The sequence below is a fragment of the Cellulomonas sp. NPDC058312 genome, assembly GCF_042880135.1.
In the GTDB taxonomy this organism is placed as follows: Bacteria; Actinomycetota; Actinomycetes; order Actinomycetales; family Cellulomonadaceae; genus Cellulomonas.
In genome coordinates this window covers 288,333-314,669 of record NZ_JBHVZE010000004.1, presented here as the reverse complement: position 1 = coordinate 314,669, position 26,337 = coordinate 288,333, and the positions used below count along the sequence as shown (strand labels likewise).

Genomic DNA, 26,337 nt, shown 5'->3' with positions numbered 1-26,337 from the left:
CCGTGCGCCTGCACCTCGTCCGGCACGGTCAGACCGGCTCGAACCTCGTCTCGGCGCTCGACACCGCCGCGCCGGGCGCGCCGCTGACCGCCGAGGGCGAGCGCCAGGCGCGGGCGGTCGGCGACGCGTTCGCGTCCGAGCCGCTGGAGGCGGTCTACGCCTCGCACCTCGACCGCGCCCGGGCCACGGCCGCCGCGGTCGCCCACCCGCACGGCCTCGAGGTGCAGGTCCGGGAGGGTCTGCGGGAGGTCGCCGCCGGCGACCTGGAGATGCGGACCGACCCCGCCTCGGTGGAGCAGTACCTGCGGACGATGCTCGCCTGGGCGGGCGGCGACCTGTCCGCACGGATGCCCGGCGGCGAGACCGGCCGGGCGACGCTCGACCGGTTCGAGGCGGTCGTCGAGGAGATCCGCGCCGGCGGGGCGTCGACCGTCGCGGCGGTCAGCCACGGTGCGGTGATCCGGCTCTGGGCGATCACCCGGGCGGCGAACCTCGACACCGGGGTGGCGGCGGTGCGGGTGCTGGACAACACCGGCGTCGTGACGCTCGAGTCCGGCGGCCCGACCGGCTGGTACGCGACGCGCTGGCAGGACGAGCTGGTGCCGCACACCCCGCACGCCGACGGCGACGGCCCCGGCGGCGAGCCCCTCGCCCGACCCGCTGTGCCGACCCCGCCCACCCCGCCCGTTGCGCCGAGATAGGGCGCTCGCGCCGAGGCAGGGCGTCCGGGAGCCCTGACTCGGCGCGGCGGTCCTGTCTCGGCGCCCACGGGGCTCGGCCGCGGGGTGGCCGCGGCCCCTGCGCGGGGGAGGATGGGCCGGTGGACACGCCGACCCCCTCGACCGCCGAGCCCCTGACGACCGACCCCGCCCTCCTGGCCGCCCTGCGCGCCGACCTCGGGGCCGCGGGGTTCACCGTCCCGGGCGTCGAGGACCTGCTCGGCCCGGTCGCGGCCGCCGCCCTGCACCGCGAGGAGCCCGTGCCCGCGCTGCGCGCCACCGCCGACGCCGCCGACCCCCGGGCGGTGCTCGTGCGGGCGTTCGTGCTCGGCGTGCCCGTGCCCGGGCCCGCGCTCGCCGCGGCGCTCCCGACGCTCGGCGTTCCCGGGGCCGTCCGTCTCGGGCTGGTGGCGACCGCCGGGTCGGGCGCCGACGACGAGGTCCGTGCCCGCGTGGACCTGCGCCCCTACGAGGCCGAGGACGGCGCCGGGACCGTCGACTGGTGGATCGCCTCGGACCTCGGGGAGCTCGCCACCGGCGGCTCGCTGCGCACCGACCACGTGCTCGGCGTCGGCGGCGCCTCGACCACCCTCGCCCAGGTGACCGTGCGCGACCCGCGCGGTCGGACGCTCGACCTCGGCACCGGCTGCGGGATCCAGGCGCTGCACGCGTCGCGGCACTCGGGCGCGGTCGTCGCGACGGACATCTCGGCGCGGGCGCTCGGGTTCGCACGGTTCAACGCCGGGCTCGCGGGGCTGGACCGGCTGGACCTGCGGCTCGGCTCGATGCTGGAGCCGGTCGCGGGGGAGCGGTTCGACCTGGTGGTGAGCAACCCGCCGTTCGTCATCACCCCACGCACCTCGGGGGACGTCCCGACGTACGAGTACCGCGACGGCGGCCGCACCGGCGACGCCATCGTGTCCGACCTGGTCACGTCCGTCGGCGCGGTGCTCGCGCCCGGGGGCGTCGCGCAGCTGCTCGGCAACTGGGAGGTGCGGCGCGGCGAGTCCTGGGAGGAGCGCGTCGGGGCGTGGCTGGACGCGTCCGGGCTGGACGGCTGGGTGGTGCAGCGCGAGCTCCAGGACCCTGCCCAGTACGCCGAGACCTGGATCCGTGACGGCGGCACCACCCCGGACCGCGACCCCGCCGCGTGGCGCGCCCGGTATGCGGCCTGGCTGGACGACTTCGGGTCCCGCGACGTCGAGGCGATCGGGTTCGGGGTCGTCACGCTGCGCCGGCCCGAGCAGGACGCGGGTCCCCGGCTGCGCCGGCTCGAGGAGGTCACCGGCACGGTCCGCCAGCCGCTGGGCCCGACCCTCGGGGCGAGCCTCGCCGCCCACGACTGGCTCCGGGCCCGCGACGACGACGCCCTCGCCGCCGAGCACCTGCGGGTCGCCGAGGACGTCACCGAGGAGCGCTACCTGCGCCCCGGCGACGCGGACCCGCAGATCGTCCTGCTCCGGCAGGGCGGGGGCCTCGGCCGGACGGTCCAGGTCGGCACGGCGCTCGCGGGCCTCGTGGGCGCGTGCGACGGCGAGCTGACCGTCGGCCAGATCGTCGGCGCGCTGGGTGCCCTCCTGGACGTCGACGCGAGCGCGGTCGCCGCCGACGTCCTCCCGGACGTCCGCGGCCTGCTCCGCGACGGTCTCCTCCTGCCCGCCTGACGCCGGTCCGCCGCGACGCCACCGGGTGGATCCACCTCGCTGCCGGTCCGCCGGGTGGATCCACCCCGCTGCGGCGTGGACGATTCCCGTTCGCCACGCCCGGCGAGTCGCTCCGGGTGGATCCACCCCGGGGAGAGGGCCTGCGCCCCGGGGAGAGGGCCGGCGCCCCGGCGACCCCCACAGGTGGGGCACAGGGGGGTGCTACGGGGGAGTCAGGTGGGGTTCCTAGCGTCGGCGGGGCGCGGCCAGTGGTCGTGCGACCGGCGTCGTGAGGGAGAACATGCTGTCGTTCTGGAGGCGGATCCGCCCGTGGGGGCGGGTCGTGGCCGTGGTGCTGCTGGTCGGGGTCGCGGGGGCGGGGGTGTACTGGTTCGTCCTGCGGGAGGAGCCGGCGCAGGCCGCGGACCCCGGCACGTCGACGACGGCGGTGGCCGCGAGCCTGACGACCGTCGAGCAGACCGTGACGGCGACCGGCACGCTGACGCCGACGGTCCAGCAGGACGTCGCGTTCGCGGTGAGCGGCACGGTGACCTCGGTGGACGTCGCCGCGGGCGACACCGTGGCCGCGGGCCAGCAGCTGGCGACGGTCGACACCCTGCAGCTGAACGCCGCGCTGCTCCAGGCGCGGTCCGAGCTCGCGGGCGCGCAGGCGTCGCTGTCCGACGCGCAGGACGAGGCCGACGGCAGCAGCGCGTCCGACGCCCGGGTCGCCGCGCTCGCGGCGCAGGTGGACGTCGCGCAGGCCGCGGTCGACGACGCCGAGGCGGACATGGCGGGCGCGACGCTGACGGCCCCGGTCGAGGGGCTGCTGACCTCGGTCGGCCTCGAGGTCGGCGACGTGGTCACCGGATCGGGCACGTCCGGGTCCGGCACGTCGGGGTCGGGCACCGGCGCGCCGACGTCCGGCGGCACCTCGAGCGCGGGCACGGGCACGACCAGCGCCGGCACGGCCGCGTTCACCATCGTCGGCACGGACGCGTGGCAGGTGGACGTGACCGTCGGCGAGACCGATGTCGCCCTGATCGCCGTCGGCAACCAGGTGGAGATCACCCCCGACGGGGCGACCGAGCCGGTGTACGGCACCGTCGCCGAGATCGGGCTGCTGTCCACCAGCACCGGCGGCGTCGCCGCGTACCCGGTCGTCGTGGATGTCACCGGCAGCCCCGAGGGCCTGCACGACGAGGTCTCCGCCGACGTCTCGATCATCTACGAGCGCCGCACGGACGTGCTGACCGTGCCGAGCGGCGCGGTGACCACCGTCGACGGCCAGGCCGTCGTGACGCAGGAGGGCGCGGACGGCGCGACGGTGACCACGCCGGTCGCCGTCGGCGTGACCTCGGGGAACGTCGTCGAGATCACCGACGGCCTCGCGGAGGGCGACGAGGTGCTGGTCACCACGTTCAGCCCGCGGGCCACCGGGACGACGCAGGACGGGCAGGACGCGCAGCTCCCCGGCGGGGGGCAGCTGCCGGACTTCGGCAGCGGCGAGGTGCCCGACTTCTCGCAGCTCCCGGGTGGGGTGCAGGGCGGGGCGCAGGGCGGCCAGGCACCCGGTGGCACGAATGGCTGAGCTGCTGCTGGACCGCGCGCCCACCGGGCCCGACGCGACGGCCCCCGTCATCCAGCTGACCGGTGCCCGCAAGACCTACCGCACCGGCTCGATCGAGTTCGAGGCGCTGCGCGGCATCGACCTGGCGATCGGGACCGGCGAGTACGTCGCGATCATGGGCCCCTCGGGCTCGGGCAAGTCGACGCTCATGAACGTCGTCGGCTGCCTGGACGTGCTCACCGAGGGCACCTACCGGCTGGCGGGCGAGGACGTCGGCGAGCTCGACGAGGAGGAGCTCGCCGACGTCCGGAACCGGCGGCTGGGCTTCGTGTTCCAGCAGTTCCACCTGCTGCCGTCGCTGCCCGCGTGGCGCAACGTCGAGCTGCCCCTGGTCTACGGCCGGGTCCCGGCGCACGAGCGCAGGCGGCGCGCGGTCGCCGCCCTGGAGCGCGTCGGCCTGGGGTCCAGGCTCGAGAACCGGCCGGGCGAGCTGTCCGGTGGTCAGCAGCAGCGGGTCGCCGTGGCGCGCGCCCTGGTCGGCGAGCCGGCCCTGATCCTGGCCGACGAGCCCACCGGCAACCTCGACTCCCGGTCCACCGAGGACGTCCTGACGCTGCTCGACGAGCTGCACGCCCAGGGCCGGACCATCGTGCTCATCACCCACGAGGCCGAGGTCGCCGAGCACGCCCGGCGGATCGTCACCGTGCGCGACGGGCTCGTGCTGTCCGACGAGGTGAGCGCCCGATGACCTGGTCCGAGACGCTGCGCACCGGCTGGGCCGCCGTGCGCGGGCACGCGCTGCGCTCGATGCTGACGGTGCTCGGCATCCTCATCGGCATCGCCGCGGTCATCCTCACGGTCGGCCTCGGCCTGGGGACCCAGAAGGACGTCAGCCAGCAGATCAGCGCACTGGGCTCGAACCTGCTCATCGTCACCCCGGGGTCGGCCACCGACTCCGACGGGGTTCGCGGCGGGTTCGGCTCGGCCGCGACCCTGACCCGGTCCGACGCCGCGGCGCTGGGGTCGTCCGTGAACGCCCCCGACATCGCGGCGGTCGCGCCCGAGAAGGAGTCGGCGCTGTCGGTGGAGGCCAACGACACCAACTGGACCACGACGGTGCTCGGCAGCACCGTGGACTGGCCGGACGTGCGGTCCCGCACCGTGGCGTCCGGCGAGTTCTTCACCGCCGACGACGACGCCGCGGGCGCCACCGTCGCGGTGGTCGGTGCGACCACCGCGACCGAGCTGTTCGGCACGACGCGGGTCGTCGGGCAGCAGCTCACGATCGCCGGCACGGCGTTCACGATCGTCGGCGTGCTGTCCGAGGCGGGCTCCAGCGCCGACAGCGACCTCGACGACCTCGTGGTGATCCCGCTGACCACGGCGGCGGACGCCGTCTCCGGCGGCCTGGACCGCAACGCCGTCAGCACCATCTACCTGCAGGCGGCGTCCGCGGACCAGCTGTCGGCGGCGCACCAGGAGGCGCAGGCGCTGCTGCTCAACCTGCACGACATCACCGACGCCGACGCGGCCGACTTCAGCATCGACAGCCAGGACTCCCTGGTGTCGACCGCGACCTCGGTCTACCGCACGCTGACGGTGCTGCTCACGGGGATCGCGGGGCTGTCGCTGCTGGTCGGGGGCATCGGGGTCATGAACATCATGCTCGTGTCCGTCACCGAGCGGACCCGCGAGATCGGGCTGCGCAAGGCGCTCGGCGCCCCGCCGTGGGCGATCCGCCGGCAGTTCCTGGTCGAGGCCGCGGTGCTGGGCCTCGCCGGCGGCGTGCTCGGCGCGGCGCTCGGGATCGTGGGCGCGCTGACCCTGCCCCGGCTGCTCGACACCTCGGTGGTCGTCTCCGGTGCCGCGGTCGGCGGCTCGGTCGCGGTCGCCCTCGCGATCGGCCTCGTGTTCGGGGTCTACCCCGCGACGCGGGCCGCGCGGCTCGCCCCCATCGACGCGCTGCGCTCCGAGTGAGCGCCGCGCCGCCCCCTGCCGCCGCACCCCCTGCCGCCGCACCCCCTGCCGCAGCACCCCTGAGGAGGACCATGTCCCGCACCCGATCCGCCACGGCCCCCGCCGTCCTGCTGTCCGTGGGCGTGCTCGCCCTGGTCACCGCCTGCTCCGGCGCCACGGCGGCCACCGACGCGACGACCGACGACGCCGCCCGGACGCAGGCCCCCGCCGGCGCGACCGAGGAGCGACGCCCCGGCGGCGGCACCACCGGCGAGATCGCCTCCGTCGGCGACGCGCTGCTCCAGGTCCAGGGCGACGACGGCCAGACGGCCGTCAGCTGGGACGACGGCACGACCATCACCCAGACCGTCGCCGCCGCGCTGGCCGACGTGTCGACGGGGACGTGCGTCGTCGCCCTGACGTCCGGGGACGACGACGCCGCGGCCGCCACGTCCGTGACCCTCACGGCGGCGACGGACGGCGGGTGCACGACCGGGTTCGGCGGCGGGATGCCGTCCGGGGCCGCACCCGAGGGGATGCCGACCGGCGCCCCGGCGGACGGCGACCTGCCGGAGCTGCCGGAGGGCGGCCCGACCGGTGCGCCGGGCGCCGGCGAGCGCCCCGAGGGCGGCGGGTTCGGCGGTGTCACGGCCGGTCTGGTCACCGCCGTCGACGGCAGCACGATCACCGTCGACTCCGACGGCACCTCCGCGACGATCACCGTCGACGACGCCACCACCTACACGACGACGGTCGCCGCGGACTCCGGTGCGCTGACCGTCGGCCGCTGCGTGACCGCGCAGGGCGAGGCCGACAGCTCCGGCCAGGTCGCCGCGACGGTCCTGCTGGTGTCCGACGCGGGCGAGGACGGCTGCACCACCGGGTTCGGCGGCCGGGGCCCGGATGGCGCAGGTGGCCCGGCCGGCTCCGGCGCCGCTGCGGACGAGTCCGAGGGCGAGGCCGCCGGTGCGTGACGCCCTGCGCCGCGGTCGCCGGTCACCTGCCGCCACCGCGGGGAAGGCGCCCGCCCGCCGCCGGGTCCGGCGCCGTCGCCTCGTGGTCGGCGGCGTCGCCACGGCCCTCGTGCTCGTCCTGGTCGGCGGCGGGGTCGCCCTCGCCGTCGGTGGCTCGACCGACGCCGGCTACCGGACCGCCACCGCCGCACCCGGCACCGTCGCGCAGACGATCGACGCCACCGGCACGGTCGCCTCCGCGAGCCGGTCCGACCGGGCGTTCTCCGTGGCGGGGACCGTCGCCGCGGTCGACGTGGCCGTCGGGGACACCGTCACGGCCGGGCAGGTCCTCGCGACCCTCGACACCACGGCACTGGCCGAGGCGGTCGACGAGGCCGAGCAGGCCGTCGCCGACGCGCAGCAGCAGCTCGAGGACGACATCGACTCGCAGACCGCCACGAGCACGTCGAGCAGCGCGTCGGCCGGGACGTCCACCGGCACCGCGACCCCCTCGGGCGCGTCCGCCGGGACGGGGTCGACGACGGCCTCCGGCACCGCCGTGCCGGGCGGCTCCAGCACGCCAGACCCGACGGCCGACCCCGCGGTGGACGAGGCGGTCGCCGCGGTCACGAGCGCTCAGCAGGCGCTCCTCACCCAGTACGCGGCGGCGCAGGAGGCGCTCGCCACGGGCTCCGCCGCGAGCAGCGCCGCGACCGCGGCCTGCCAGGCACTCCTCGACCTGACCGCCGACGGCACGAGCACGGAGACCACCACGGAACCCACCGACCCGGCCACCGACCCGACCGCCGACCCGACCGACGGCGCGACCGACGGCGCGGGGAGCACGACGGCGGCCGACCTGGTCGCGTGCCAGGACGCGATCGCCGCGGTGCAGACGGCGCAGGCCGCGGTCGACGCCGCGCAGGCGTCGCTGATGACCCTGGTCACCGAGCTGGACAGCGCGGTGACCGCCGCCCGGCAGGCGCTGACCGGTGCGTCGTCCCCGGCCGCCACCACCCCGACGACCCCGAGCACCACGACCCCGAGCACCACGACCCCCACCACGACCACCCCCGCCACGACCGCCCCCACCACGTCGACCGGGACGGCCTCGGCACCCGCCGCGTCGACGACGTCCGCCACCGGCGTCGCGGGTGCCGGGACCACCGTCGCCTCCGCGGCCGACCTGCTCGCCGACCAGGCGGCGATCGACCAGGCGCAGGCGCAGCTCGCGGTCGCGCAGAGCAGGCTGGGCCTCGTGGACCTGACGAGCCCGATCGCCGGCACGGTCGCGGCGGTCTCGATCGCGGCCGGCGACGACGTCGAGGCGCAGTCCACGTCGGCCGTCATCACGGTCATCGGCGCGGACGGCTACACCGTGTCCACCACCGTGCCGCTCGCTCAGGTGGACCTGGTCGAGGTCGGCCAGGAGGTCGCCGTCCAGGTGGGCAGCAGCGACGAGGACCTGACCGGCACCGTGACCGGCATCGGCGTGCTGAACGCGTCCACCACCTCGGCGGACCCCTCGTACACGGTCGACATCGCGCTCGACCCGGCGGCCGTCTCCCTGTTCGACGGCTCGTCGGCGCAGGTCTCCATCGCGGTCGCGGCCGCCGACGAGACCCTGACCGTCCCGTCGTCCGCCGTGCACCTCGACGGCACGACGGCCACGGTGCAGGTGCTGCGCGACGGCGCGGTCACGGACGTCGAGGTGCAGCGGGGCGCGGTCGGCTCGGAGCGCACGGAGATCGTGTCCGGCCTGGACGAGGGCGACGAGGTCGTGCTCGCGGACCTGAGCGTGGCGATGGTCGCCGAGGACGACGGGTCGAGCGCCGGTCTGACGGGCCTCGGCGGGTCGGCGGACGACACGGCCGACCGGGTCGGCGGGGGCATGGTCCCGCCCGGCGGCGCGGGCGGCTTCGGCGGGCAGGTGCCCGGCGCTCCGCCGGGGAGCTGACCGGTCCACCCACGACGGCGCCGGGCCGCTCCGCACTCCCGCGCGGCCCGGCCCGGCGTCCGAGCGACGCCTGGCGGGAGACTAGGGACGACGCCGGTTGATGGCGTCGACCCGGCTCGTCGAGTCGATCCACCAGCCCAGTCGAGTCTCGACGAGCTCGGCGAGCTCCAGGATGCGCGTGTACTCGGTGGCGATGTCGAGAGCGATGAGAGGCTCGTGGTGACCGATGCGGTTCCGGAGGTCCGCGACGCGGCCGAGCCGGGAATGGAGGTCGGCACGGGTTGCCGTCGGGAACGCGCCCTTGAGCGCGGGCGCCCACAGCGTGAGGTTGTACCCCGCCGAGAACAGGTAGGGCCAGAAGCCGAAGGTGATCTCCGCGATGACGTGGCCGTGCGTGGGAGTCCGTCCGTCGCGGCCCGCGTGCGAGCGCGCCAGGGCGATGCGGCTCCGGGTGCCCGCCGTGAGCGGCACCGAGGGCGGCGCGTCCAACCAGTCGTTCCCCGCACCGGCGAGCGTGCTCAGGGCGCCGTCGATCCGGTTGCGCGTCGCGACCTCGAGGTAGTGGATCGACTCGAACAGCGCCATCGAGACGTCCAGGTTCCACCGGTACAGGTCGACTGCGGCCTCGACGTCGCCGCCGCACGCCTGCTGATAGGTCGACATGCGGGGTGTGGACAGCAGGCCGATCATCGTGCGCCGCACCGGCGGGTAGATCGACACGGCGTCTCCGTCTTGGTCGTCGGACATGGCGCGGCTAGGATGGTCGGCAACAGAGAGCCCCGGGGTCCCATGGCGAGTCGTCTCGGCGACGGACCACCCGGGGCCTTGTCGTTCCTGCTGCCACGGCGACCCTAGGCGGGGCCGTCCGCGCCGCCCACCCCCACTTCCGCCGCCCTGGTTGCTCCACGTCCGTCGTACCGGACCCGGGCGAGCAGCGTGCCCGTGCCGCTGCGTCGGGACCGTGCCCCGCCCCGCCCGGCTACGCTCGCGAGGCAGGGGACGTCCTCCGCCCCGGCCCCGCGACCCCCAGGAGCACGCATGACCTCGACGGCACGACCCCACACCGCGGTCCTGGGCGGGGGTGTCATGGGCGAGGCGCTCGTGACCGCGCTGCTGGCGGCCGGGTGGACGGCGGACGACGTCGACGTCACCGAGCGGAGCGCGGCGCGCGCCACGGAGCTGTCGGGGCGGTACGGCGTGCGCGCGGCGGACCCGAACAAGAAGGCCGCGAGCCGCGCGGGCCTGGTGCTCGTGGCGGTGAAGCCGCAGGTGGTGCCGGAGGTGCTCGCGGAGATCGCGCCGGCGCTGAAGCCCGGGACGCTCGTCGTCTCGGTGGCCGCGGGCGTGCCGGTCGCCGTGTACGAGGCGGCGTTGCCCGAGGGCACGCCGGTCGTGCGGGTCATGCCGAACACCCCGGCCCTGGTGGGCAAGGGCGCGAGCGCGATCGCGCCGGGCACGCACGCGACCGACGAGCACCTGGACCTCGTGGAGCAGGCGCTCGCGGCGACCGGCCTGGTGGTGCGGGTCGCGGAGAAGGACCTGGACGCGGTGACCGCGATCTCGGGCTCCGGGCCGGCGTACGCGTTCTACCTGATCGACGCGATGGCGGAGGCGGGGGTGCTGCTGGGTCTGACCCGCGACCTCGCGACCCGGCTCGCGGTGGCGACCGTCGAGGGCTCGGCGGCGCTGGCGAGCAGCACGGGCGACCACCCGGTGGTGCTGCGGGAGCGGGTGTCGTCGCCCGGGGGCACGACGGTCGCCGGGGTCGCGCAGCTCGACGCCCACGGGGTGCGGGCGGGCGTGGTCGCGGCGGCGCGCGCGGCGTACGAGCGGTCGCGGGAGCTGGGCCGGGCCGCGCTGCCGGCCGAGCCGACCCAGGACCGGTAGGCCCCGGTGTCCGGCAGCCCGGTGCGACCTCCGGCGATGAGCGACGTCGCCGCGCTCGCGGGCGTCTCGCACCAGACGGTGTCGCGGGTGCTCAACGACCACCCGAGCGTCCGGCCCGAGACCCGGGAGCGCGTGCTGTCCGCGATCGCCGAGCTGGGCTACCGGCGCAACAGCGCCGCGCGGGCGCTGGTGACGCGCCGGTCGGGGGCGCTGGGCGTGCTGACGACGGCGTCGGCGGACCACGGGCCCACCAGCACGCTGCTGGGGCTGGAGAGCGCGGCCCGGGAGGTCGGCTACTACGTGAGCGTCGCGGCGATCGACCGGTTCGACGCGGGCACGATGCGCGCGGCGCTGGACCACTTCCTCGACCAGGCGGTGGAGGGCATCGCGATCATCGCCCCGCAGGTCGACGTCGCGGAGGCGGTGACGGCGTTCGCCGCGCCGGTGCCGGTGGTGACGGTGACGTCCGGCGCGCACGTGGCGGGCCCGGGCCGGGTCGTCGCGGTGGGCGTGGACCAGCGGGAGGGCGCCCGCGCGGCGACCCGGCACCTGGTCGACCTCGGGCACCGGGAGGTCGTGCACCTCGCGGGGCCGCAGGACTGGTTCGACGCGCAGGAGCGGCTGGCGGGCTGGCGGGAGGCGTGCGCGGCGGCGGGCGTCGCGGCGCCGGACCCGGTGGAGGTCGACTGGTCGGCGGAGTCCGGCTACCGCGAGGGGCTGCGTCTGGTGGACGCGGGGCTGCCGACGGCGGTGCTGGCGGCGAACGACCAGCTCGCGCTCGGGCTGCTGCGCGCGTTCTGGGAGCGGGGGGTGCGGGTCCCGCAGGACGTGTCGGTGGTGGGGTTCGACGACGAGGCCGGTGCCGCGTACTTCGTGCCGCCGCTGACGACGGTCCGGCAGGACTTCCCGGCGCTGGGCCGCTCCGCGATCGACGCGCTGGTCCGTGCGCTCGCGGGCGAGGACGTCCCGCGCACCCTCCTCCCGGCCACCCTCGTCCCCCGGGCGAGCACCGCCGCGCCCCGCCCGAGCGCGACCTCCCGGCCCGCGCGCGCACGAGAGGTCACGACACGCGGACCGGAGGAGCCCGAGGTCAGCGAGTCGTGACCTCTCGCCCGTCCGGCGCGACTTCCGCGCGAGGGATGTGAGCGCTAACATCGAGAGCAGGGCGCCGCGCCGGACGGGTGGCGGCACGGGTTGGACGGCCAGGGCAGCGACGCCCGGCCGCAGAGGACGGAGCGACGCGATGACGCAGCAGCAGCAGGACGACCTGCGGGCGGCCCTCGCCGAGGGGCGCACGTCCCTCGGCATCGAGCTCGGGTCGACCCGGATCAAGGCCTGCCTGGTCGGACCGGACCACGCGCCGGTCGCGAGCGGCAGCCACGAGTGGGAGAACCAGCTCGTCGACGGGGTGTGGACGTACTCGCTCGACGCCGTGTGGGCGGGCCTGCAGGAGGCCGTCGCCACGCTGCTGGCCGACGTCGAGCAGCGGTACGGCGTGCGCCCGACGACGTTCGGCGGCCTCGGCGTCTCCGCGATGATGCACGGCTACCTGGCGTTCGACGCCGACGGTGAGCTGCTGGTGCCGTTCCGCACCTGGCGGAACACCTCGACCGGGCGCGCGGCGGGCGAGCTCACCGACCTGCTGGGGTTCAACATCCCGCTGCGGTGGTCGATCGCGCACTACTACCAGGCGGTCCTCGACCACGAGGCCCACGTGCCGCAGGTCGACTTCGTGACGACGCTGGCCGGCTACGTGCACTGGCGCCTGACGGGCCGCAGGGTCCTCGGCGTGGGCGACGCGTCCGGCATGTTCCCCATCGACCCGGCGACCCGCGACTACGACCGCGGCATGGTCGCCCAGTTCGACGAGCACGTCGCGTCCCGCCGGCCCGGCCTGCGGCTGACCGACCTGCTGCCCGAGGTGCTCGTCGCCGGGGCGGACGCCGGCACCCTGACCGCCGAGGGCGCCGCGCTGCTCGACCCGACCGGCACCCTGCCGGCCGGCATCCCGCTATGCCCGCCCGAGGGCGACGCCGGCACCGGCATGGTCGCGACCCACTCGGTCGCGCCGCGCACCGGCAACGTCAGCGCCGGGACGTCGATCTTCGCGATGGTCGTCCTGGAGAAGCCGCTCGCGCGGGTGCACCACGAGCTCGACGTCGTCACGACGCCCGCCGGCGACCTGGTCGCGATGGTGCACTGCAACAACGGCGCGAGCGAGCTCAACGCGTGGGCGGGCCTGTTCGGCCAGTTCGCGACCGGGCTCGGGGCGACGGCGTCCGCGGACGACGTGTTCGGCACCCTGTTCCGGGCCGCGCTCGAGGGCGACGCCGACGGCGGCGGGCTGCTGGCCTACAACTACCTGTCCGGCGAGCCGATCACCGGTCTGGACGAGGGCCGGCCGCTGGTCGTGCGCACCCCGGACAGCCGCCTGACGCTGGCCAACTTCATGCGGACGCAGATCTACTCCGCGTTCGGCACGCTGAGCCTCGGCATGCAGGTGCTGGCGGGCGAGGGCGTCGCGATCGACACGATGTTCGCGCACGGCGGCATGTTCCGGACGGCGGGCGTCGCGCAGCGGCTGCTGGCCGCCGCGATCGACGCGCCGGTCGCCGTCGGCGAGACCGCGGCCGAGGGCGGCGCGTGGGGCATCGCCGTGCTGGCCGCCTACCGCGCGGCCGGCGACGGGCTGTCCCTCGACGAGTACCTGGGCACCCGGGTGTTCGGCGCGGCGGAGCTCGACGTCGCCGAGCCCGACGCCGCCGACGTGGCGGGCTACGCCACGTTCCTGGACCGCTACCGCGCGGGCCTCGCCGTCGAGCGCGCCGCCACCGCGGCGCTCTGACCCGACCACCGGAAGGACACCCCTGAGATGACCCGGACCCTCGCCGACTACCCGGCCGAGGTGCAGGACGCGGTCGCGCGCACCCGCGAGGTGGTCGCGACGCTGCACGCCGAGCTGCCCCGCTGGGAGCTGATCGTCTGGACGGCGGGCAACGTGTCGCAGCGCGTCGTCGTGTCCCCGGACGGCGTGCCGTCGGCCGACGACCTGCTCGTGATCAAGCCGTCGGGCGTCACCTACGACGAGCTGACCCCGGAGTCGATGGTCGTCTGCGACCTCGACGGCGCCCTGGTCGACGGCACCCGCAGCCCGTCCTCGGACACCGCCGCGCACGCGTACGTCTACACGCACATGCCCGAGATCGGCGGCGTCGTGCACACGCACTCGACCTACGCGACGGCCTGGGCCGCCCGTGCCGAGCCGGTGCCGTGCGTGCTGACGATGATGGCCGACGAGTTCGGCGGCGACATCCCCGTCGGCCCGTTCGCGCTGATCGGCGACGACTCGATCGGCCGCGGCATCGTCGAGACGCTGCGGGACTCGCGCAGCCCCGCGGTGCTGATGCGCAACCACGGCCCGTTCACGATCGGCAAGGACGCCAAGGCGGCGGTCAAGGCCGCCGTGATGGTCGAGGAGGTCGCCCGCACGGTGCACATCTCCCGCCAGCTCGGCGAGCCGACCCGCATCCCGCAGGCCGACGTCGACTCCCTGTACGCCCGTTACCAGAACGTCTACGGCCAGGGCAGTGCTGCCCCCGCCACCACCACGAAGGAGCAGGACGCATGACCAAGCCCTACGCCGACCGCGAGGTCTGGTTCTTCACCGGCAGCCAGGACCTGTACGGGGAGGAGACCCTCCGCCAGGTCGCCGAGCAGTCGCAGGAGGTCGCGCGCCAGCTCGACGCCGCGTCCGACGTGCCGGTCACGGTCGTGTGGAAGCCGGTGCTGAAGGACTCCGCGTCGATCCGCCGGGCGATGCTCGACGCGAACTCCGACGACCGCGTGCTGGGCGTCATCACCTGGATGCACACGTTCAGCCCCGCGAAGATGTGGATCGCCGGCCTGGACCAGCTGCGCAAGCCGCTGCTGCATCTGCACACGCAGGCGAACGTCGAGCTGCCCTGGGACAGCATCGACATGGACTTCATGAACCTCAACCAGGCCGCGCACGGCGACCGCGAGTACGCGTACATCGCGACCCGCCTGGGCGTGGCCCGCACCACCGTCGTCGGCCACGCGTCCAACCCGGCCGTCACGAAGCGGGTCGGCACCTGGGTGCGCGCCGCCGCGGGCTGGGCCGCCACGCACGAGCTCACGCTCGCCCGGTTCGGCGACAACATGCGCAACGTCGCCGTCACCGAGGGCGACAAGACCGAGGCCGAGCTGCGGTTCGGCGTCACGGTGAACACCTGGGGCGTCAACGAGCTGGTCGCCGCGGTGGACGCCGTGGCCGACGCGGACGTCGACGCCCTGGTCGCCGAGTACGAGGACCTGTACGACGTCGTGCCCGAGCTGCGCCGCGGCGGCGACCGCCACGAGTCGCTGCGGTACGCGGCCCGCCAGGAGGTCGCGCTGGAGACCTTCCTGACGTCGGTGGGCGCGAAGGCGTTCACGACGAACTTCGAGGACCTGGGCGCGCTGCGCCAGCTGCCGGGCCTCGCGGTGCAGCGGCTGATGGCCAAGGGCTACGGGTTCGGCGCCGAGGGCGACTGGAAGACCGCCGTCCTGGTGCGCGCGGCCAAGGTGATGGGCGAGGGGCTGCCCGGCGGCGCCTCCCTGATGGAGGACTACACCTACGACCTCACCCCGGGCGCCGAGAAGATCCTCGGCGCGCACATGCTCGAGATCTGCCCGTCCCTGACGACGTCGAAGCCGAAGGTGGAGATCCACCCCCTCGGCATCGGCGGCAAGGAGGACCCGGTCCGGATGGTGTTCGACGCCGACCCGGGCGAGGGCGTCGTCGTGTCGATGGCGGACATGCGGGACCGGTTCCGGCTGACCGCCAACGTCGTCGACATCGTGCCCCCGACGCAGGAGCTGCCGAACCTGCCGGTGGCCCGTGCCGTGTGGGAGCCGCGTCCGGACTTCGCCACGTCGGCGGAGGCGTGGCTGACCGCGGGCGGCGCGCACCACACCGTCATGTCGACGGCCGCGGGTGTCGAGGCGTTCGAGATCTTCGCGGAGATCGCGGGTACCGAGCTGCTGGTGATCGACGAGCACACCACCCGCCGCGGCTTCCGCGACCAGGTGCGCTGGAACCAGGTGTACTACCGCGTGGCGCAGGGCCTGTAGCCCCGTCCGACCCGCGGCCGACGGCCCGTCACCCCACCACGGGGGTGGCGGGCCGTCGTCGTGCTGGGTTCAGGCTGACCGGCGTCGCGCGCGACGGACAGCGGCACGGTGCCACCCGAACGGCGTAGTGGATTCGGCTCCCGAACCCAAGCTCACCCTCTCGGAGGGACCTCAGGCCCGTGCCGCACGACCGGGTGAGGTGCCGGAAACGCCGCTGACCTGCGGCTACACCGGTGTCCATAGGTGGTCACGGCACCGTTACCCATCTGCAACCTGGGGCCTCCACCTATGGCTTGACTTCTTGAACGCAAGCCCGGGAGAGTGTGCCTGTGCTCGCCGACGACGGGGTTCGCCCCCGCGAAGCGGCGTAGGGCAAGGACGGGCGAAGAGGCTTTCACGAGCCCGCAGACGACGAGGTCAGCAACCCTCTCGAGGAGGAGAAGGACATGAAGAGCATCAAGATCGTCGCCCTCGGCGGCGTTCTCGCGCTCGGCCTGGCGGCGTGCTCCGGCGGCGGCGCCGGCAGCAGCAGCAGCGACGAGACCGGCGGGGGCGACCCGGCCGACATGACGATCGGCGTCGCGATGCCGACCGAGACCTCCGAGCGGTGGATCGCCGACGGCGACGCCGTGAAGAGCCAGCTCGAGGAGGCCGGCTACTCGGTCGACCTGCAGTACGCGGCGGACGACATCCCCACGCAGTCGCAGCAGATCGACCAGATGATCACCAAGGGCGTCGACCTGCTGATCGTCGCCTCGATCGACGGCACCGCGCTGTCGAACCAGCTGCAGGCCGCGGCCGACGCCGGCATCCCGGTGATCGCGTACGACCGCCTGATCCGCGACACCGAGAACGTCGACTTCTACGTCACGTTCGACAACTACAACGTCGGCGTCCAGCAGGCCACCTCGCTGCTCGTCGGCCTGGGCATCCTCGACGAGGCGGGCGCCGAGCTCGGCGCCACCGGCCCGTTCAACATCGAGCTGTTCGCGGGCTCGCTGGACGACAACAACGCGCACTTCTTCTTCAAGGGCGCGATGGACACGCTGCAGCCGTACATCGACAACGGCACGCTCGTGGTGAAGTCCGGCCAGACCGAGATCGAGCAGGTCGCCACCCTGCGCTGGCTGCAGGAGACCGCCCAGAAGCGCATGGAGGACGTCCTGACGTCCACCTACTCGGACGGCTCCAAGGTCGACGGCGTGCTCTCGCCCTACGACGGCATCTCCCGCGGCATCATCACCGCGCTGCAGAACGCCGGCTACGGCGACAGCATCGAGGCCGGCCTGCCGATCGTGACCGGCCAGGACGCCGAGATCGCCTCCGTCAAGCTCATCCAGGACGGCGTGCAGTTCTCGACGATCTTCAAGGACACCCGCAAGCTCGCGGAGCAGGCCGTCATCTCGGCGCAGGCGTTCCTGGAGGGCGAGGAGCCCGAGGCGAACAACACCGAGGACTACGACAACGGCGTGAAGGTCGTCCCCAGCTTCCTGCTGGAGTCCGACATCGTCTACGCCAACAACATCCAGGCGCTCCTGATCGACTCGGGCTACTGGACCGAGGAGGAGGTCGCGGCCGGTCAGGCCTCCTGACCCGCTCGACCCCACCGCGTGACCGACGCGGGCCGGCCGGCACCCGAACCGGTGCCGGCCGGCCCCGCGGCGACGTGATCCATCGCCCGACACGACTGAGGACGGTCGAGGCCGCATGAGCGACCACATCCTGGAAATGCACTCCATCACCAAGACCTTTCCCGGGGTCAAGGCTCTGCAGGACGTCAACCTGAACGTCAAGCGGGGAGAGATCCACGCGATCTGCGGGGAGAACGGGGCCGGCAAGTCCACCCTCATGAAGGTGCTGTCGGGCGTGTACCCGCACGGCACCTACGAGGGTGAGATCCGCTTCGACTCGGAGACGGTCGAGTTCGGCTCGATCAACGACTCCGAGGACAAGGGGATCGTGATCATCCACCAGGAGCTCGCCCTGGTGCCGTACCTCTCGGTGGCGGAGAACATCTTCCTCGGCAACGAGCGCTCGCGCGGCGGCGTGATCGACTGGAACAAGGCGAACTCCGAGGCGGCCGTGCTGCTCGCCCGGGTCGGCCTGGACGAGAACCCGGTCACCCCGATCGGCCAGCTCGGCGTCGGCAAGCAGCAGCTCGTGGAGATCGCCAAGGCGCTGTCCAAGAAGGTCAAGCTGCTCATCCTCGACGAGCCCACGGCCGCGCTGAACGACTCGGACTCCGAGCACCTGCTCACGCTGCTCCGGCACCTCAAGGGCCAGGGCATCACCTCGATCATGATCTCGCACAAGCTCAACGAGATCGCCGAGATCGCCGACTCCACCACGATCATCCGCGACGGCAAGACGATCGAGACCCTCGACATGGTCGAGGACAAGGTCACGCAGGACCGGATCATCAAGGGCATGGTCGGCCGCGACCTCGAGCACCGGTACCCGCCGCACGAGGGCCACCCCGGCGAGGAGGTGTTCCGGGTCGAGGACTGGCACGTCGAGCACCCCACGCAGCCGGGCCGCGTCGTCGTCGACGGCGCCAGCTTCAACGTCCGCGCGGGCGAGATCGTCGGCATCGCCGGACTGATGGGCGCCGGGCGCACCGAGCTCGCCATGAGCGTCTTCGGCCGCTCCTACGGCCGCAACATCTCGGGCAAGGTCTTCCTGCACGGCAAGGAGATCAAGACCCGCACCGTCCGCGAGGCGATCGACCACGGCCTCGCGTACGCCACCGAGGACCGCAAGACGTACGGGCTGAACCTCATCGAGGACATCCGCCAGAACATCTCCGCGGCCGCGCTCGGCAAGCTGTCGAAGGCCGGCTGGGTCAACGGCAACGAGGAGATCAAGGTCGCCGAGGAGTACCGGCGGTCCATGAACATCAAGTCGCCGACCGTCATGGCGCTGACCGGCAAGCTGTCCGGCGGCAACCAGCAGAAGGTCGTCCTGTCCAAGTGGATCTACACGGACCCCGAGGTCCTGATCCTGGACGAGCCGACCCGGGGCATCGACGTCGGCGCGAAGTACGAGATCTACACGATCATCAACAAGCTCGCGGACGCGGGGAAGGCCGTCGTGGTCATCTCCTCCGAGCTGCCCGAGCTGCTCGGCATCTGCGACCGCATCTACACGCTCGCGTTCGGCCGGATCACCGGCGTCCAGGAGCGTGCGACGGCGACCCCGGAGAGCCTCATGGAGCTCATGACGAAGGAAAAGGACACGGTTCGATGACGGCTGTTGCAGGCCTGCGGGACATCTTCACGAAGAACCTGCGGCAAAGTGGTATCTACATCGCGTTCGTCGCGATCATCGGACTGTTCGCGATCCTGACGGACGGCGTGCTGCTCTCCCCGGGCAACCTCACCAACATCGTCCTGCAGTACTCCTACATCCTGATCCTCGCGATCGGCATGGTGATCGTCATCATCGGCGGGCACATCGACCTCTCGGTCGGGTCCGTCGTGGCGCTCACCGGCGCGGTCTCCGCGATCGTGGTGATCAAGGAGGGCCACCCGTGGTGGCTCGGCATCCTCGCCGCGCTGGCGGTCGGCCTCGTGGTCGGCGCCTGGCAGGGCTTCTGGGTGGCGTACGTCGGGATCCCCGCGTTCATCGTGACGCTGGCCGGCATGCTGCTGTTCCGCGGCCTCACGCTGCAGGTGCTGAACAACATCTCCCTGTCGCCGTTCCCGCAGACGTACCAGAAGGTCGCCGGCGGCTTCCTCAACGGCCTGCTCGGCGGTGACGGGTACGACGCGTTCACGCTGATCGTCGCCGCGATCGCGGTCGTCGGCTACGCGTTCTCCGCCTGGCGCTCCCGCATGGGCCGCGTCCGCTACCAGCAGTCCGTCGAGGCGCTGCCCCTGTTCGTCCTGAAGATCGCCGCGATCGCGGTCGTCGTCATGGCGTTCGCCTGGCAGCTCGCGCACTCCCGCGGCCTGCCGATCGTGCTGATCATCCTGGCCGTGCTGATCCTCATCTACAACACGGTCACGACCCGCACGGTGTTCGGCCGCCACGTCTACGCGATCGGTGGCAACCTGTCCGCCGCCCAGCTCTCCGGCGTGAAGGTCAAGCAGGTCAACTTCTGGATCTTCGTCAACATGGGCTTCTTGGCCGCCGTGGCCGGTGCGGTCTACTCGTCCCGCTCGAACGGCGCCCAGCCCGGCGCCGGCAACATGTTCGAGCTCGACGCGATCGCCGCCTGCTTCATCGGTGGCGCGTCGACGACCGGTGGTGTCGGTCGCGTGACCGGCGCGATGGTCGGTGGCCTGATCATGGCCGTCATGTCCAACGGCATGCAGCTCATGGGCGTCGACCAGTCGGTGCAGCAGATCGTCAAGGGCCTCGTGCTCCTGCTGGCCGTCGCGTTCGACATCTTCAACAAGCGCCGCGCGAGCAGCGCCCGCTGATCGCACGCAGCACGCCCACGGGGGCCGGGACGGACGATCCGTCCCGGCCCCCGTGCGTGTGCGTCACAGCCAGCGGTTGCGGCGGAAGGCCCGGTGCAGGGTGAGGCAGGCCCCGACGATGACGGCCAGGACCACGTAGTAGCCGTAGCGGGTGCCGAGCTCGGGCATGTGGTCGAAGTTCATGCCGTAGATGCCCGCGATGGCGGTCGGCACCAGGGCGATGGCCGCCCACGCCGAGATCTTGCGCATGTCCTCGTTCTGCCGCAGGGCGACGCGGGACTGGCCGGTGGTGACGCGCGCCGTGTTCGCCTGCAGCACGTCCGTGAGCTGCCGGTCGATCACCTCGATGGCGTCCACGGCCCGCAGCAGGTGGTCCAGCACGTCGCGGAAGTACGGCCGCGCGGCCTCCGGCACGTGCGGCACCTCGCCGGCCGCGAGCCGCTCCAGCGGGCGCTGCAGCGGCAGCATCGCCCGGCGGAACTCGGCGACCTCCTGCTTGAGCTTGTAGATCCGCTCCGCGTGGTCGTCCTCACCGGGCCCGAACACCAGCCGCTCGATGTCGTCGACGTCGAGGTCGATGTGCCCGAGAGCCTCCTCGTAGGCGTCGACCACCCGGTCCGCGGTCCGGTACAGCACGCCCGCCGGGCCGAAGTCGAGCTCCGGCGGCACGCCCGCGTCGAGCTCGGCGCGCACCTGGCGCAGCACCCCGCCCTCGCCGTGCCGCACCGAGACGACCGCGTGCGGGCGCAGGAACATCGCGATCTCGGTGACGTCCACGACCTCCACGTGGTCCACGTAGCGCACCGGCTTGAGGACCACGAACACGACGTCGTCGTCGATCTCGAGCTTGGGGCGCTGGTGGGCGTGCACCGCGTCCTCGACGGCCAGCGCCGGCAGCGCGAACTCCGCGGCGACCTCGGCGATGTCGGACTCCGTCGGCTCCCGCAGGCCGATCCACACGAACCCGTCGGTGCCCTGCGCGGCGTCCCCCGCCCGGTCCAGCGGCACCCGGCCCGGGACGCGCTGCCCGCGCGTGTACAGACCGCAGTCGCCGATCGCCGCGTCCGCCCCGACCCGCTGCGCACGTCCCCGCGCCTGCCCCGTCCCCGCTCCCACGTCCGTCACCCCCACACTCTAGGGAGGCTGCCCGCGCCCGGCCCGCGCTCACCCACCCGCGCTCACGCACCCGCGCTCACGCACCCGCGGCCCGCGCTCACCCACCCGCGGCGGGTGGATCCACCCCGCTCGACACGCCGGCGTGTCGCCCCGTGTGGATCCACCCCGCGAGTGGCGCCGCCGGCCCGATGTCCGGGGTGGATCCGTTCTGCTCGACACGCGGGCGTGTCTCCCCGGATGGATCCACTCGGGGGAGGAGGGGGGAGGGGGCAGGAGGGTGGGCGGTCAGGGGGTGCGGCGGAGTGCCACGACCGTGATGTCGTCAGGGCGGGGGTCGGTGACGGCCGCGAGGCGCAGCAGCCGCTGGACGGCCTCCTCGGCGCTCGGGCAGTGCAGGAGCTCGCCGGCGAGCAGCGGGATGCAGCGCAGCGACCCGTCGAACAGGTCGAGCACCCCGTCGCTGAACGTGACCAGCAGGTCGCCGGGGTCGAGGTGGGTCTCGCCGAGCTCGCGGGTGGCCTCGTCGGTGACGCCGAGGGGCAGGCCGAGCGCGTCCAGACGCTCCCAGGTGCCGTCGGCGCGCACGACCAGGGTCAGCCCGTGGCCCGCGTCGGCGTAGGTCACGCGGCCGGTGGCGGGCTCGAGGCGCGCGTGGAACGCGGTGGCGAACAGGCCGGAGTCGGACAGGTCGGTGTGCAGGACGGCGCCCGCGTGCAGCATCGCGCGGTCGACCCCGTCGCCCTGGGCGGACCCGCGCAGCACGGCGCGGACGGCGGCCGCGAGGATCGCGGCGGCGGGGCCCTTGCCCATCACGTCGGCGAGGGTCAGCACGATGCCGTCGCCGGCCGGGTACCAGTCGTAGAAGTCGCCGCCGACGCTGCTGCTCGGCAGGCACGCGCCGGCCAGCTCGTAGCCGTCGACCCGCGGGGCCTCGCGGGGGAGCAGGCCCATCTGCACCTGCTGGGCGCGGGCGAGCTCGGCGTCGACCGCGAGCTCCTTGGCGACCCAGTGCGCGAGGTCGCGCAGCAGCGCGGACTGGTCGGCGGTGAACCGGCGGGGCTTGGTGTCCGCGATGCACAGGGTGCCGATCCGGCGGCCGTCCGGGCCGACCAGCGGGTGCTCGGCGTAGAACCGCAGCCGGGCGTCGGGGCCGCGGTCCTCGATGACGGCGGTGTCGCAGTGCAGGCCCGGTGCTCCCGGTGCGGCGGCGGCCCCGGCGACCTCGGCGGGCGCGGCGGGCGGGGCCTGGTGCGCGGGACCGCCGGCGCCGATCAGCGAGACGGTCGCGCTGGGCACGTCGAACAGCTGCGTGGCGAGGCGCACGACGCGGTCGAACCGGGGCTCGGGGTCGGCCTGCACGGCGCCGGTGCGCTCGAGCGCGGCGAGGCGGCGCGCCAGGCCCGGGGCGTCGGTGAGGTGGTCGGCGGCCGGGCGCGGGGACGGCAGCGGGTCGGTCGCGGAGGGCACGAGGTCCGGGGCGGACGGGGGAGCGGTCCGGGACTGCGGCACCGGGCACCTCCCGCTCGGTCGCGAGCCGCTCCGGGCGAGTCGGCTGCACTCCCTTGATCATCGGCATCCTGCGCCGGGAGATGAGCGGGTGAGACGTGCCGCGGCTCACCCGGGCCGGACGGCCCCCTCCGGGACGGCCCGCCCCCGGACAGCCCCCGCCAGGACGGCGTCGCGGGCGAGCAGCAGCGCGCCCCGTGCGGGTGCGGCCGCGCCGAGCACGCCGGCGACCACCTCGACCACGTCCCCCGAGGTCACGGAGGTGCGCTCGGCCAGGACCTCCCGGAGCGGGTCGAGCAGGACGTCGCCGGCGGCGGCCAGCGACCCGCCGACCACGAGCACGTCCGGGTCCAGCACCGTGCACACCGACGCGAGGGCGGTGCCGAGGTGCCGGCCGACGTCGGACAGCACCCGGCGGCACCCGGGGTCGCCGTCGGCGGCGCGCGCGAGCAGCTCGGGCACGGTCATCGGCCCGTGGCTGCCGGCGAGCAGGCCGAGCACGGCGGGGGAGCCGACGTACACCTGGAGGCAGCCGCGGTTGCCGCACGAGCAGACCGGGCCGTCGGGGTCGATGGTGAGGTGGCCGAGCTCGCCGGCGGTGCCGCTGCGCCCGTGCACGACGTCCCCGGCCACGACGATGCCGCCGGACACGCCCTCGCTGACGGCGACGTGCACGACCGAGCGGCGGCCGCGCCCGGCGCCGACGCGGGCCTCGGCGAGGGCGCCGAGGTTGCCGTCGTTGTCGAACACCACGGGCACCCCGGGGGCGGGGGCGAGCAGGCCCGGCGCGGCGACCATGACGCCCCAGCCCTCGCGGACGCCGGCGCCCGCCACCCGCCCGGAGCGGACCTCGACGGGTGCGGGCACGCCGACGCCCACGCCGGCGACCGCGGCGGGGTCCGTCCCGGTGTCGCGCAGCGCCCGGTCCAGCAGGGCGCGCGCCTCCCGCACCGCGTGCTCGGCCCGGTGGCCGCTGCGCAGCGGCGCGGTGTGCTCCACGGGGACCCCGTCGCCGAGGTCGAGCAGCACGCGCACCTCGTCGAGGTAGCAGTGCACGCCCGCGAGCACGCCGCCCGCGGTGGCCAGCCGCACCGAGCGCGCCCGCCGGCCGGACCGGGTGGTCGTCGTGACGCGGACCAGCCCCTCCGACTCGAGCGCCGCGACGGCCGCGGACACCGTCCCGGGGGACAGCGCGGTCGCGCGCGCGAGCTCGACCTGGGTGCGGCCGTCCTCGCGGCGCAGCGCGGCGAGCAGCAGGCCGCGGCTGTCCCGGGGTGCGGTCGGACCGGGCTCGGTCCCGCTCACGGCCGGGCGGCGAACCGCTCGAGCAGCTCGGCGTGCCCGGAGACGATCAGCAGGTCGTTCGCGCCGATCCGGGTCTCGGGGGTCGCGTAGACGAAGTCGATGCCCGGCGACTTCACGCCGATGATCGTCACCCCGTACCGCTCGCGGACCTTCGACTGCCCGATGGTGAACCCCTGCGTCTCGCGCGGCGGCTTCATCTTGACGATCGTGAAGCCGTCCTCGACCTCGATGTAGTCGAGCATCTTGCCCGACACGAGGTGCGCGACCCGCGAGCCGGCGTCGGCCTCGGGCAGCACGACGTGGTGCGCGCCGATCCGCTGCAGGATGCGGGCGTGCTCGGCGCTGACGGCCTTGGCCCAGATCTGCGGGGTGCCGAGGTCGACGAGGTTGCCGGTGATCAGCACCGACGCCTCCAGGTAGGACCCGACGCCGACGACGGCGACCGAGAACTCGCGGGCGCCGAGCTGCTCCATCGCCTCGGGGTTGGCGGCGTCGGCCTCGACCAGCGGGATCCGCCCGGTCCACTGGGCGACCAGGTCGGGGTCGCGCTCGACGGCCAGCACGTCCTGGCCGAGCCGGTCGAGCGTCGACGCGATCGCCGAGCCGAACCGGCCCAGCCCGATCACGAGGATGCCCGCGTCGCGCTTCGGCGTCTTGGCGGCCTTCCCGGGCCGTGGGGCGGTGGTGTCGTCCCGCGACGCGTCGCGGGGGCCGCCGATGGGGGTCAGGCCGGTCGCGCCGGTCCTCGTCAGGTCATCCAATGATCGGCCTCTCCTCGGGCAGCCGGATGACACGGCGACGGCTGCGCAGCGCGAGTGCCGCGGCGAGCGTCATCGTGCCGGTCCGGCCGATGAACATCAGGACGGTGAGCACGTACTTGCCCGCGTCCGGGAGCGTCGGGGTGAGCCCGGTGGACAGCCCGCAGGTCGCGAACGCCGAGATCACCTCGAACAGCACCACGTCCAGCGTCTCGCCGGTGATCGCGAGCAGCAGCAGGCTGGCGACGAGCACGACGGTCGCGCTGACCAGGGACACGGCGATGGCGACCTGCAGCGCCTCGCGCGGGATGCGCCGGCCGTAGGCCTCGACGTCCCGGTCGCCGCGGGCCTCCGCCACGATGGCGAGCAGCATGACGGCGAGCGTGGTGACCTTGATGCCGCCGGCCGTGGACGCCGAGCCGCCGCCGACGAACATCAGCGCGTCGTGCAGCAGCCAGGTGCCCTCGTGCATGTCGCCCACGTCGACCGTGGAGAACCCGCCGGACCGGGGCATCACGCCGGCGAACAGCGCCGCGAGCAGCGTCTCCGACCAGCCGATGCCGCCGAGCGTGCGCGGGTTGGTCCACTCGAACGCGGCGACGACGACGGCGCCGAACGCGACCAGGCCCGCGCTCGTGGTGAGCGTGAGCTTGGAGTGCAGGCTCCAGCGCCGCGGTCGGCGCCAGGTGCGGGCGACGTTGAGGATCACCGGGAAGCCGAGCGACCCGATGAACACGCCCACGATGATCGGCAGCAGCACCCACCAGTCCGCGGCGTACGGCGCCAGGCCCTCGCGGGTGGGGATGAACCCGGCGTTGTTGAACGCGGAGATCGCGTAGAACGCGCCGTGCCAGAGGGCCTCGGACCAGGAGTCCCCGAGGATCCGCAGCCGCGGGACCAGCAGCAGCGCGATCGCGACCTCGAGCGCGGTGGAGGTGACGATGACCGTGCGGACCAGCGAGCCGACCTCGCCGAGCCGGGTGGTCTTGGTCTCGGAGGTGACCAGCAGCTTCTGGGTCAGGCCGATCCGGCGGGACACCGCCAGGCCGAGGATCGACGCCAGCGTCATGACGCCGAGGCCGCCGATCTTGATGGCGACGAGGATCGTGGCCTGGCCCGCGGTGGACCAGTAGGTGCCGGTGTCGACGGTGACCAGCCCGGTCACGCAGACCGCGGAGGTCGCGGTGAACAGGGCGTCGACGAACGGGGCCCGGGTGCCGGACGCCGTGGCCCACGGCATCGACAGCAGCGCGGTGAACACGGCGATGACGCCGGCGAACACCCCGAGCGCGAGCCGGGCCGGCGACTGGCGCGCGAGCCGGTCCACGAGCTCGCGGCCGGACCACAGCAGGCCGGGCACACCGCGTGCCATCCGTCCTCCTGCCGCGTGCGGGTCCGCGGGCCCGTGCG

Annotated in this window: 21 protein-coding genes; 15 read left to right on the top strand and 6 right to left on the bottom strand. The window is 74.3% G+C overall.

Features of this window, described 5'->3' with window-relative positions; translation table 11 throughout:
* The first annotated feature begins 2 nt into the window (after positions 1 to 2).
* The 7 genes from ACFVXN_RS14010 to ACFVXN_RS13980 all read left to right on the top strand — a co-directional run bounded on the left by ACFVXN_RS14010 (position 3) and on the right by ACFVXN_RS13980 (position 8,798).
* Entirely contained in the window at positions 3 to 701 is a 699-nt protein-coding gene (locus ACFVXN_RS14010) for a histidine phosphatase family protein (RefSeq protein WP_389233446.1), read from the top strand.
* Between the two features lie 119 nt (positions 702 to 820).
* Entirely contained in the window at positions 821 to 2,383 is a 1,563-nt protein-coding gene (locus tag ACFVXN_RS14005; protein WP_389233443.1) for a methyltransferase, read from the top strand.
* Between the two features lie 268 nt (positions 2,384 to 2,651).
* Positions 2,652 to 3,953, top strand: a complete 1,302-nt coding sequence (locus tag ACFVXN_RS14000; protein WP_389233440.1) for an efflux RND transporter periplasmic adaptor subunit — start codon at positions 2,652 to 2,654, stop codon at positions 3,951 to 3,953.
* Positions 3,946 to 4,680, top strand: coding sequence for an ABC transporter ATP-binding protein (locus tag ACFVXN_RS13995; RefSeq protein WP_389233437.1), 735 nt, complete (start codon positions 3,946 to 3,948; stop codon positions 4,678 to 4,680). Before ACFVXN_RS14000 ends, ACFVXN_RS13995 begins: the two co-directional genes overlap by 8 nt.
* Positions 4,677 to 5,909 carry an ABC transporter permease gene (locus tag ACFVXN_RS13990; protein WP_389233434.1) on the top strand — a complete coding sequence of 411 codons (1,233 nt, stop codon included), beginning with the start codon at positions 4,677 to 4,679 and terminating at the stop codon, positions 5,907 to 5,909. The genes ACFVXN_RS13995 and ACFVXN_RS13990 overlap by 4 nt, the downstream gene beginning before the upstream one ends.
* A gap of 71 nt (positions 5,910 to 5,980) precedes the next feature.
* Positions 5,981 to 6,862 carry a hypothetical protein gene (locus ACFVXN_RS13985; protein WP_389233431.1) on the top strand — a complete coding sequence of 294 codons (882 nt, stop codon included), beginning with the start codon at positions 5,981 to 5,983 and terminating at the stop codon, positions 6,860 to 6,862.
* The gene (locus tag ACFVXN_RS13980) at positions 6,855 to 8,798 is read left to right on the top strand and encodes a biotin/lipoyl-binding protein (RefSeq protein WP_389233428.1); all 1,944 of its coding nucleotides are present in this window, start codon (positions 6,855 to 6,857) and stop codon (positions 8,796 to 8,798) included. Before ACFVXN_RS13985 ends, ACFVXN_RS13980 begins: the two co-directional genes overlap by 8 nt.
* Before the next feature lie 81 nt (positions 8,799 to 8,879).
* Here the strand turns inward: ACFVXN_RS13980 and ACFVXN_RS13975 are convergent, their stop codons facing one another.
* Complete coding sequence (locus tag ACFVXN_RS13975) at positions 8,880 to 9,545, bottom strand: hypothetical protein (RefSeq protein ID WP_389233425.1); 666 nt, start codon at positions 9,543 to 9,545, stop codon at positions 8,880 to 8,882.
* Between the two features lie 291 nt (positions 9,546 to 9,836).
* On the opposite strand from ACFVXN_RS13975, the gene proC reads away from it, so the two are divergent.
* From proC to mmsB, 8 genes are all read left to right on the top strand, one after another.
* Positions 9,837 to 10,685, top strand: coding sequence for a pyrroline-5-carboxylate reductase (proC, locus tag ACFVXN_RS13970; protein WP_389233423.1), 849 nt, complete (start codon positions 9,837 to 9,839; stop codon positions 10,683 to 10,685).
* A gap of 36 nt (positions 10,686 to 10,721) precedes the next feature.
* Complete coding sequence (locus ACFVXN_RS13965; RefSeq protein WP_389233420.1) at positions 10,722 to 11,789, top strand: LacI family DNA-binding transcriptional regulator; 1,068 nt, start codon at positions 10,722 to 10,724, stop codon at positions 11,787 to 11,789.
* 139 nt (positions 11,790 to 11,928) lie between these two features.
* On the top strand, positions 11,929 to 13,530 hold the full coding sequence (locus ACFVXN_RS13960; protein WP_389233417.1) for a xylulokinase: 1,602 nt from the start codon (positions 11,929 to 11,931) through the stop codon (positions 13,528 to 13,530).
* Between the two features lie 27 nt (positions 13,531 to 13,557).
* Positions 13,558 to 14,313 (top strand): L-ribulose-5-phosphate 4-epimerase, encoded by a 756-nt coding sequence (locus tag ACFVXN_RS13955; protein ID WP_389233414.1) that lies wholly within the window; start codon positions 13,558 to 13,560, stop codon positions 14,311 to 14,313.
* Positions 14,310 to 15,818, top strand: coding sequence for an L-arabinose isomerase (gene araA / locus ACFVXN_RS13950; RefSeq protein ID WP_389233411.1), 1,509 nt, complete (start codon positions 14,310 to 14,312; stop codon positions 15,816 to 15,818). Before ACFVXN_RS13955 ends, araA begins: the two co-directional genes overlap by 4 nt.
* Before the next feature lie 446 nt (positions 15,819 to 16,264).
* The gene (chvE, locus tag ACFVXN_RS13945) at positions 16,265 to 17,410 is read left to right on the top strand and encodes a multiple monosaccharide ABC transporter substrate-binding protein (protein WP_389233408.1); all 1,146 of its coding nucleotides are present in this window, start codon (positions 16,265 to 16,267) and stop codon (positions 17,408 to 17,410) included.
* 115 nt (positions 17,411 to 17,525) lie between these two features.
* Positions 17,526 to 19,064 (top strand): multiple monosaccharide ABC transporter ATP-binding protein, encoded by a 1,539-nt coding sequence (gene mmsA, locus ACFVXN_RS13940; protein ID WP_389233405.1) that lies wholly within the window; start codon positions 17,526 to 17,528, stop codon positions 19,062 to 19,064.
* Positions 19,061 to 20,242: a multiple monosaccharide ABC transporter permease gene (gene mmsB, locus ACFVXN_RS13935; protein ID WP_389233403.1), complete on the top strand. Its 1,182-nt coding sequence runs from the start codon at positions 19,061 to 19,063 to the stop codon at positions 20,240 to 20,242. The genes mmsA and mmsB overlap by 4 nt, the downstream gene beginning before the upstream one ends.
* Before the next feature lie 63 nt (positions 20,243 to 20,305).
* Here mmsB and ACFVXN_RS13930 read toward each other — a convergent pair whose 3' ends face one another.
* The 5 genes from ACFVXN_RS13930 to ACFVXN_RS13910 form a co-directional block, all read right to left on the bottom strand.
* Positions 20,306 to 21,367 (bottom strand): magnesium and cobalt transport protein CorA, encoded by a 1,062-nt coding sequence (locus ACFVXN_RS13930; RefSeq protein WP_389233400.1) that lies wholly within the window; start codon positions 21,365 to 21,367, stop codon positions 20,306 to 20,308.
* 276 nt (positions 21,368 to 21,643) lie between these two features.
* A complete protein-coding gene (locus ACFVXN_RS13925) occupies positions 21,644 to 22,867 on the bottom strand; it encodes a PP2C family protein-serine/threonine phosphatase (protein WP_389233397.1) in 1,224 nt (407 codons plus the stop codon).
* A gap of 105 nt (positions 22,868 to 22,972) precedes the next feature.
* On the bottom strand, positions 22,973 to 24,169 hold the full coding sequence (locus ACFVXN_RS13920; RefSeq protein WP_389233394.1) for an ROK family transcriptional regulator: 1,197 nt from the start codon (positions 24,167 to 24,169) through the stop codon (positions 22,973 to 22,975).
* Positions 24,166 to 24,801, bottom strand: a complete 636-nt coding sequence (locus ACFVXN_RS13915; RefSeq protein ID WP_389234055.1) for a potassium channel family protein — start codon at positions 24,799 to 24,801, stop codon at positions 24,166 to 24,168. The genes ACFVXN_RS13920 and ACFVXN_RS13915 overlap by 4 nt, the downstream gene beginning before the upstream one ends.
* 121 nt (positions 24,802 to 24,922) lie before the next feature.
* Positions 24,923 to 26,299 (bottom strand): TrkH family potassium uptake protein, encoded by a 1,377-nt coding sequence (locus ACFVXN_RS13910; RefSeq protein ID WP_389233391.1) that lies wholly within the window; start codon positions 26,297 to 26,299, stop codon positions 24,923 to 24,925.
* Positions 26,300 to 26,337: the final 38 nt, after the last annotated feature.

Excerpts from the sequence above, each read along its gene's own strand:
- ACFVXN_RS13910 (WP_389233391.1), bottom strand. The coding sequence starts at position 26,299 with ATGGCACGCGGTGTGCCCGGCCTGCTGTGGTCCGGCCGCGAGCTCGTG.
- ACFVXN_RS13975 (WP_389233425.1), bottom strand. The coding sequence starts at position 9,545 with ATGTCCGACGACCAAGACGGAGACGCCGTGTCGATCTACCCGCCGGTG.
- ACFVXN_RS13985 (WP_389233431.1), top strand. The coding sequence starts at position 5,981 with ATGTCCCGCACCCGATCCGCCACGGCCCCCGCCGTCCTGCTGTCCGTG.
- araA (WP_389233411.1), top strand. The coding sequence starts at position 14,310 with ATGACCAAGCCCTACGCCGACCGCGAGGTCTGGTTCTTCACCGGCAGC.
- mmsA (WP_389233405.1), top strand. The coding sequence starts at position 17,526 with ATGAGCGACCACATCCTGGAAATGCACTCCATCACCAAGACCTTTCCC.
- ACFVXN_RS13995 (WP_389233437.1), top strand. The coding sequence starts at position 3,946 with ATGGCTGAGCTGCTGCTGGACCGCGCGCCCACCGGGCCCGACGCGACG.
- ACFVXN_RS13955 (WP_389233414.1), top strand. The coding sequence starts at position 13,558 with ATGACCCGGACCCTCGCCGACTACCCGGCCGAGGTGCAGGACGCGGTC.
- proC (WP_389233423.1), top strand. The coding sequence starts at position 9,837 with ATGACCTCGACGGCACGACCCCACACCGCGGTCCTGGGCGGGGGTGTC.
- ACFVXN_RS13960 (WP_389233417.1), top strand. The coding sequence starts at position 11,929 with ATGACGCAGCAGCAGCAGGACGACCTGCGGGCGGCCCTCGCCGAGGGG.
- chvE (WP_389233408.1), top strand. The coding sequence starts at position 16,265 with ATGAAGAGCATCAAGATCGTCGCCCTCGGCGGCGTTCTCGCGCTCGGC.
- ACFVXN_RS13990 (WP_389233434.1), top strand. The coding sequence starts at position 4,677 with ATGACCTGGTCCGAGACGCTGCGCACCGGCTGGGCCGCCGTGCGCGGG.
- mmsB (WP_389233403.1), top strand. The coding sequence starts at position 19,061 with ATGACGGCTGTTGCAGGCCTGCGGGACATCTTCACGAAGAACCTGCGG.
- ACFVXN_RS13965 (WP_389233420.1), top strand. The coding sequence starts at position 10,722 with ATGAGCGACGTCGCCGCGCTCGCGGGCGTCTCGCACCAGACGGTGTCG.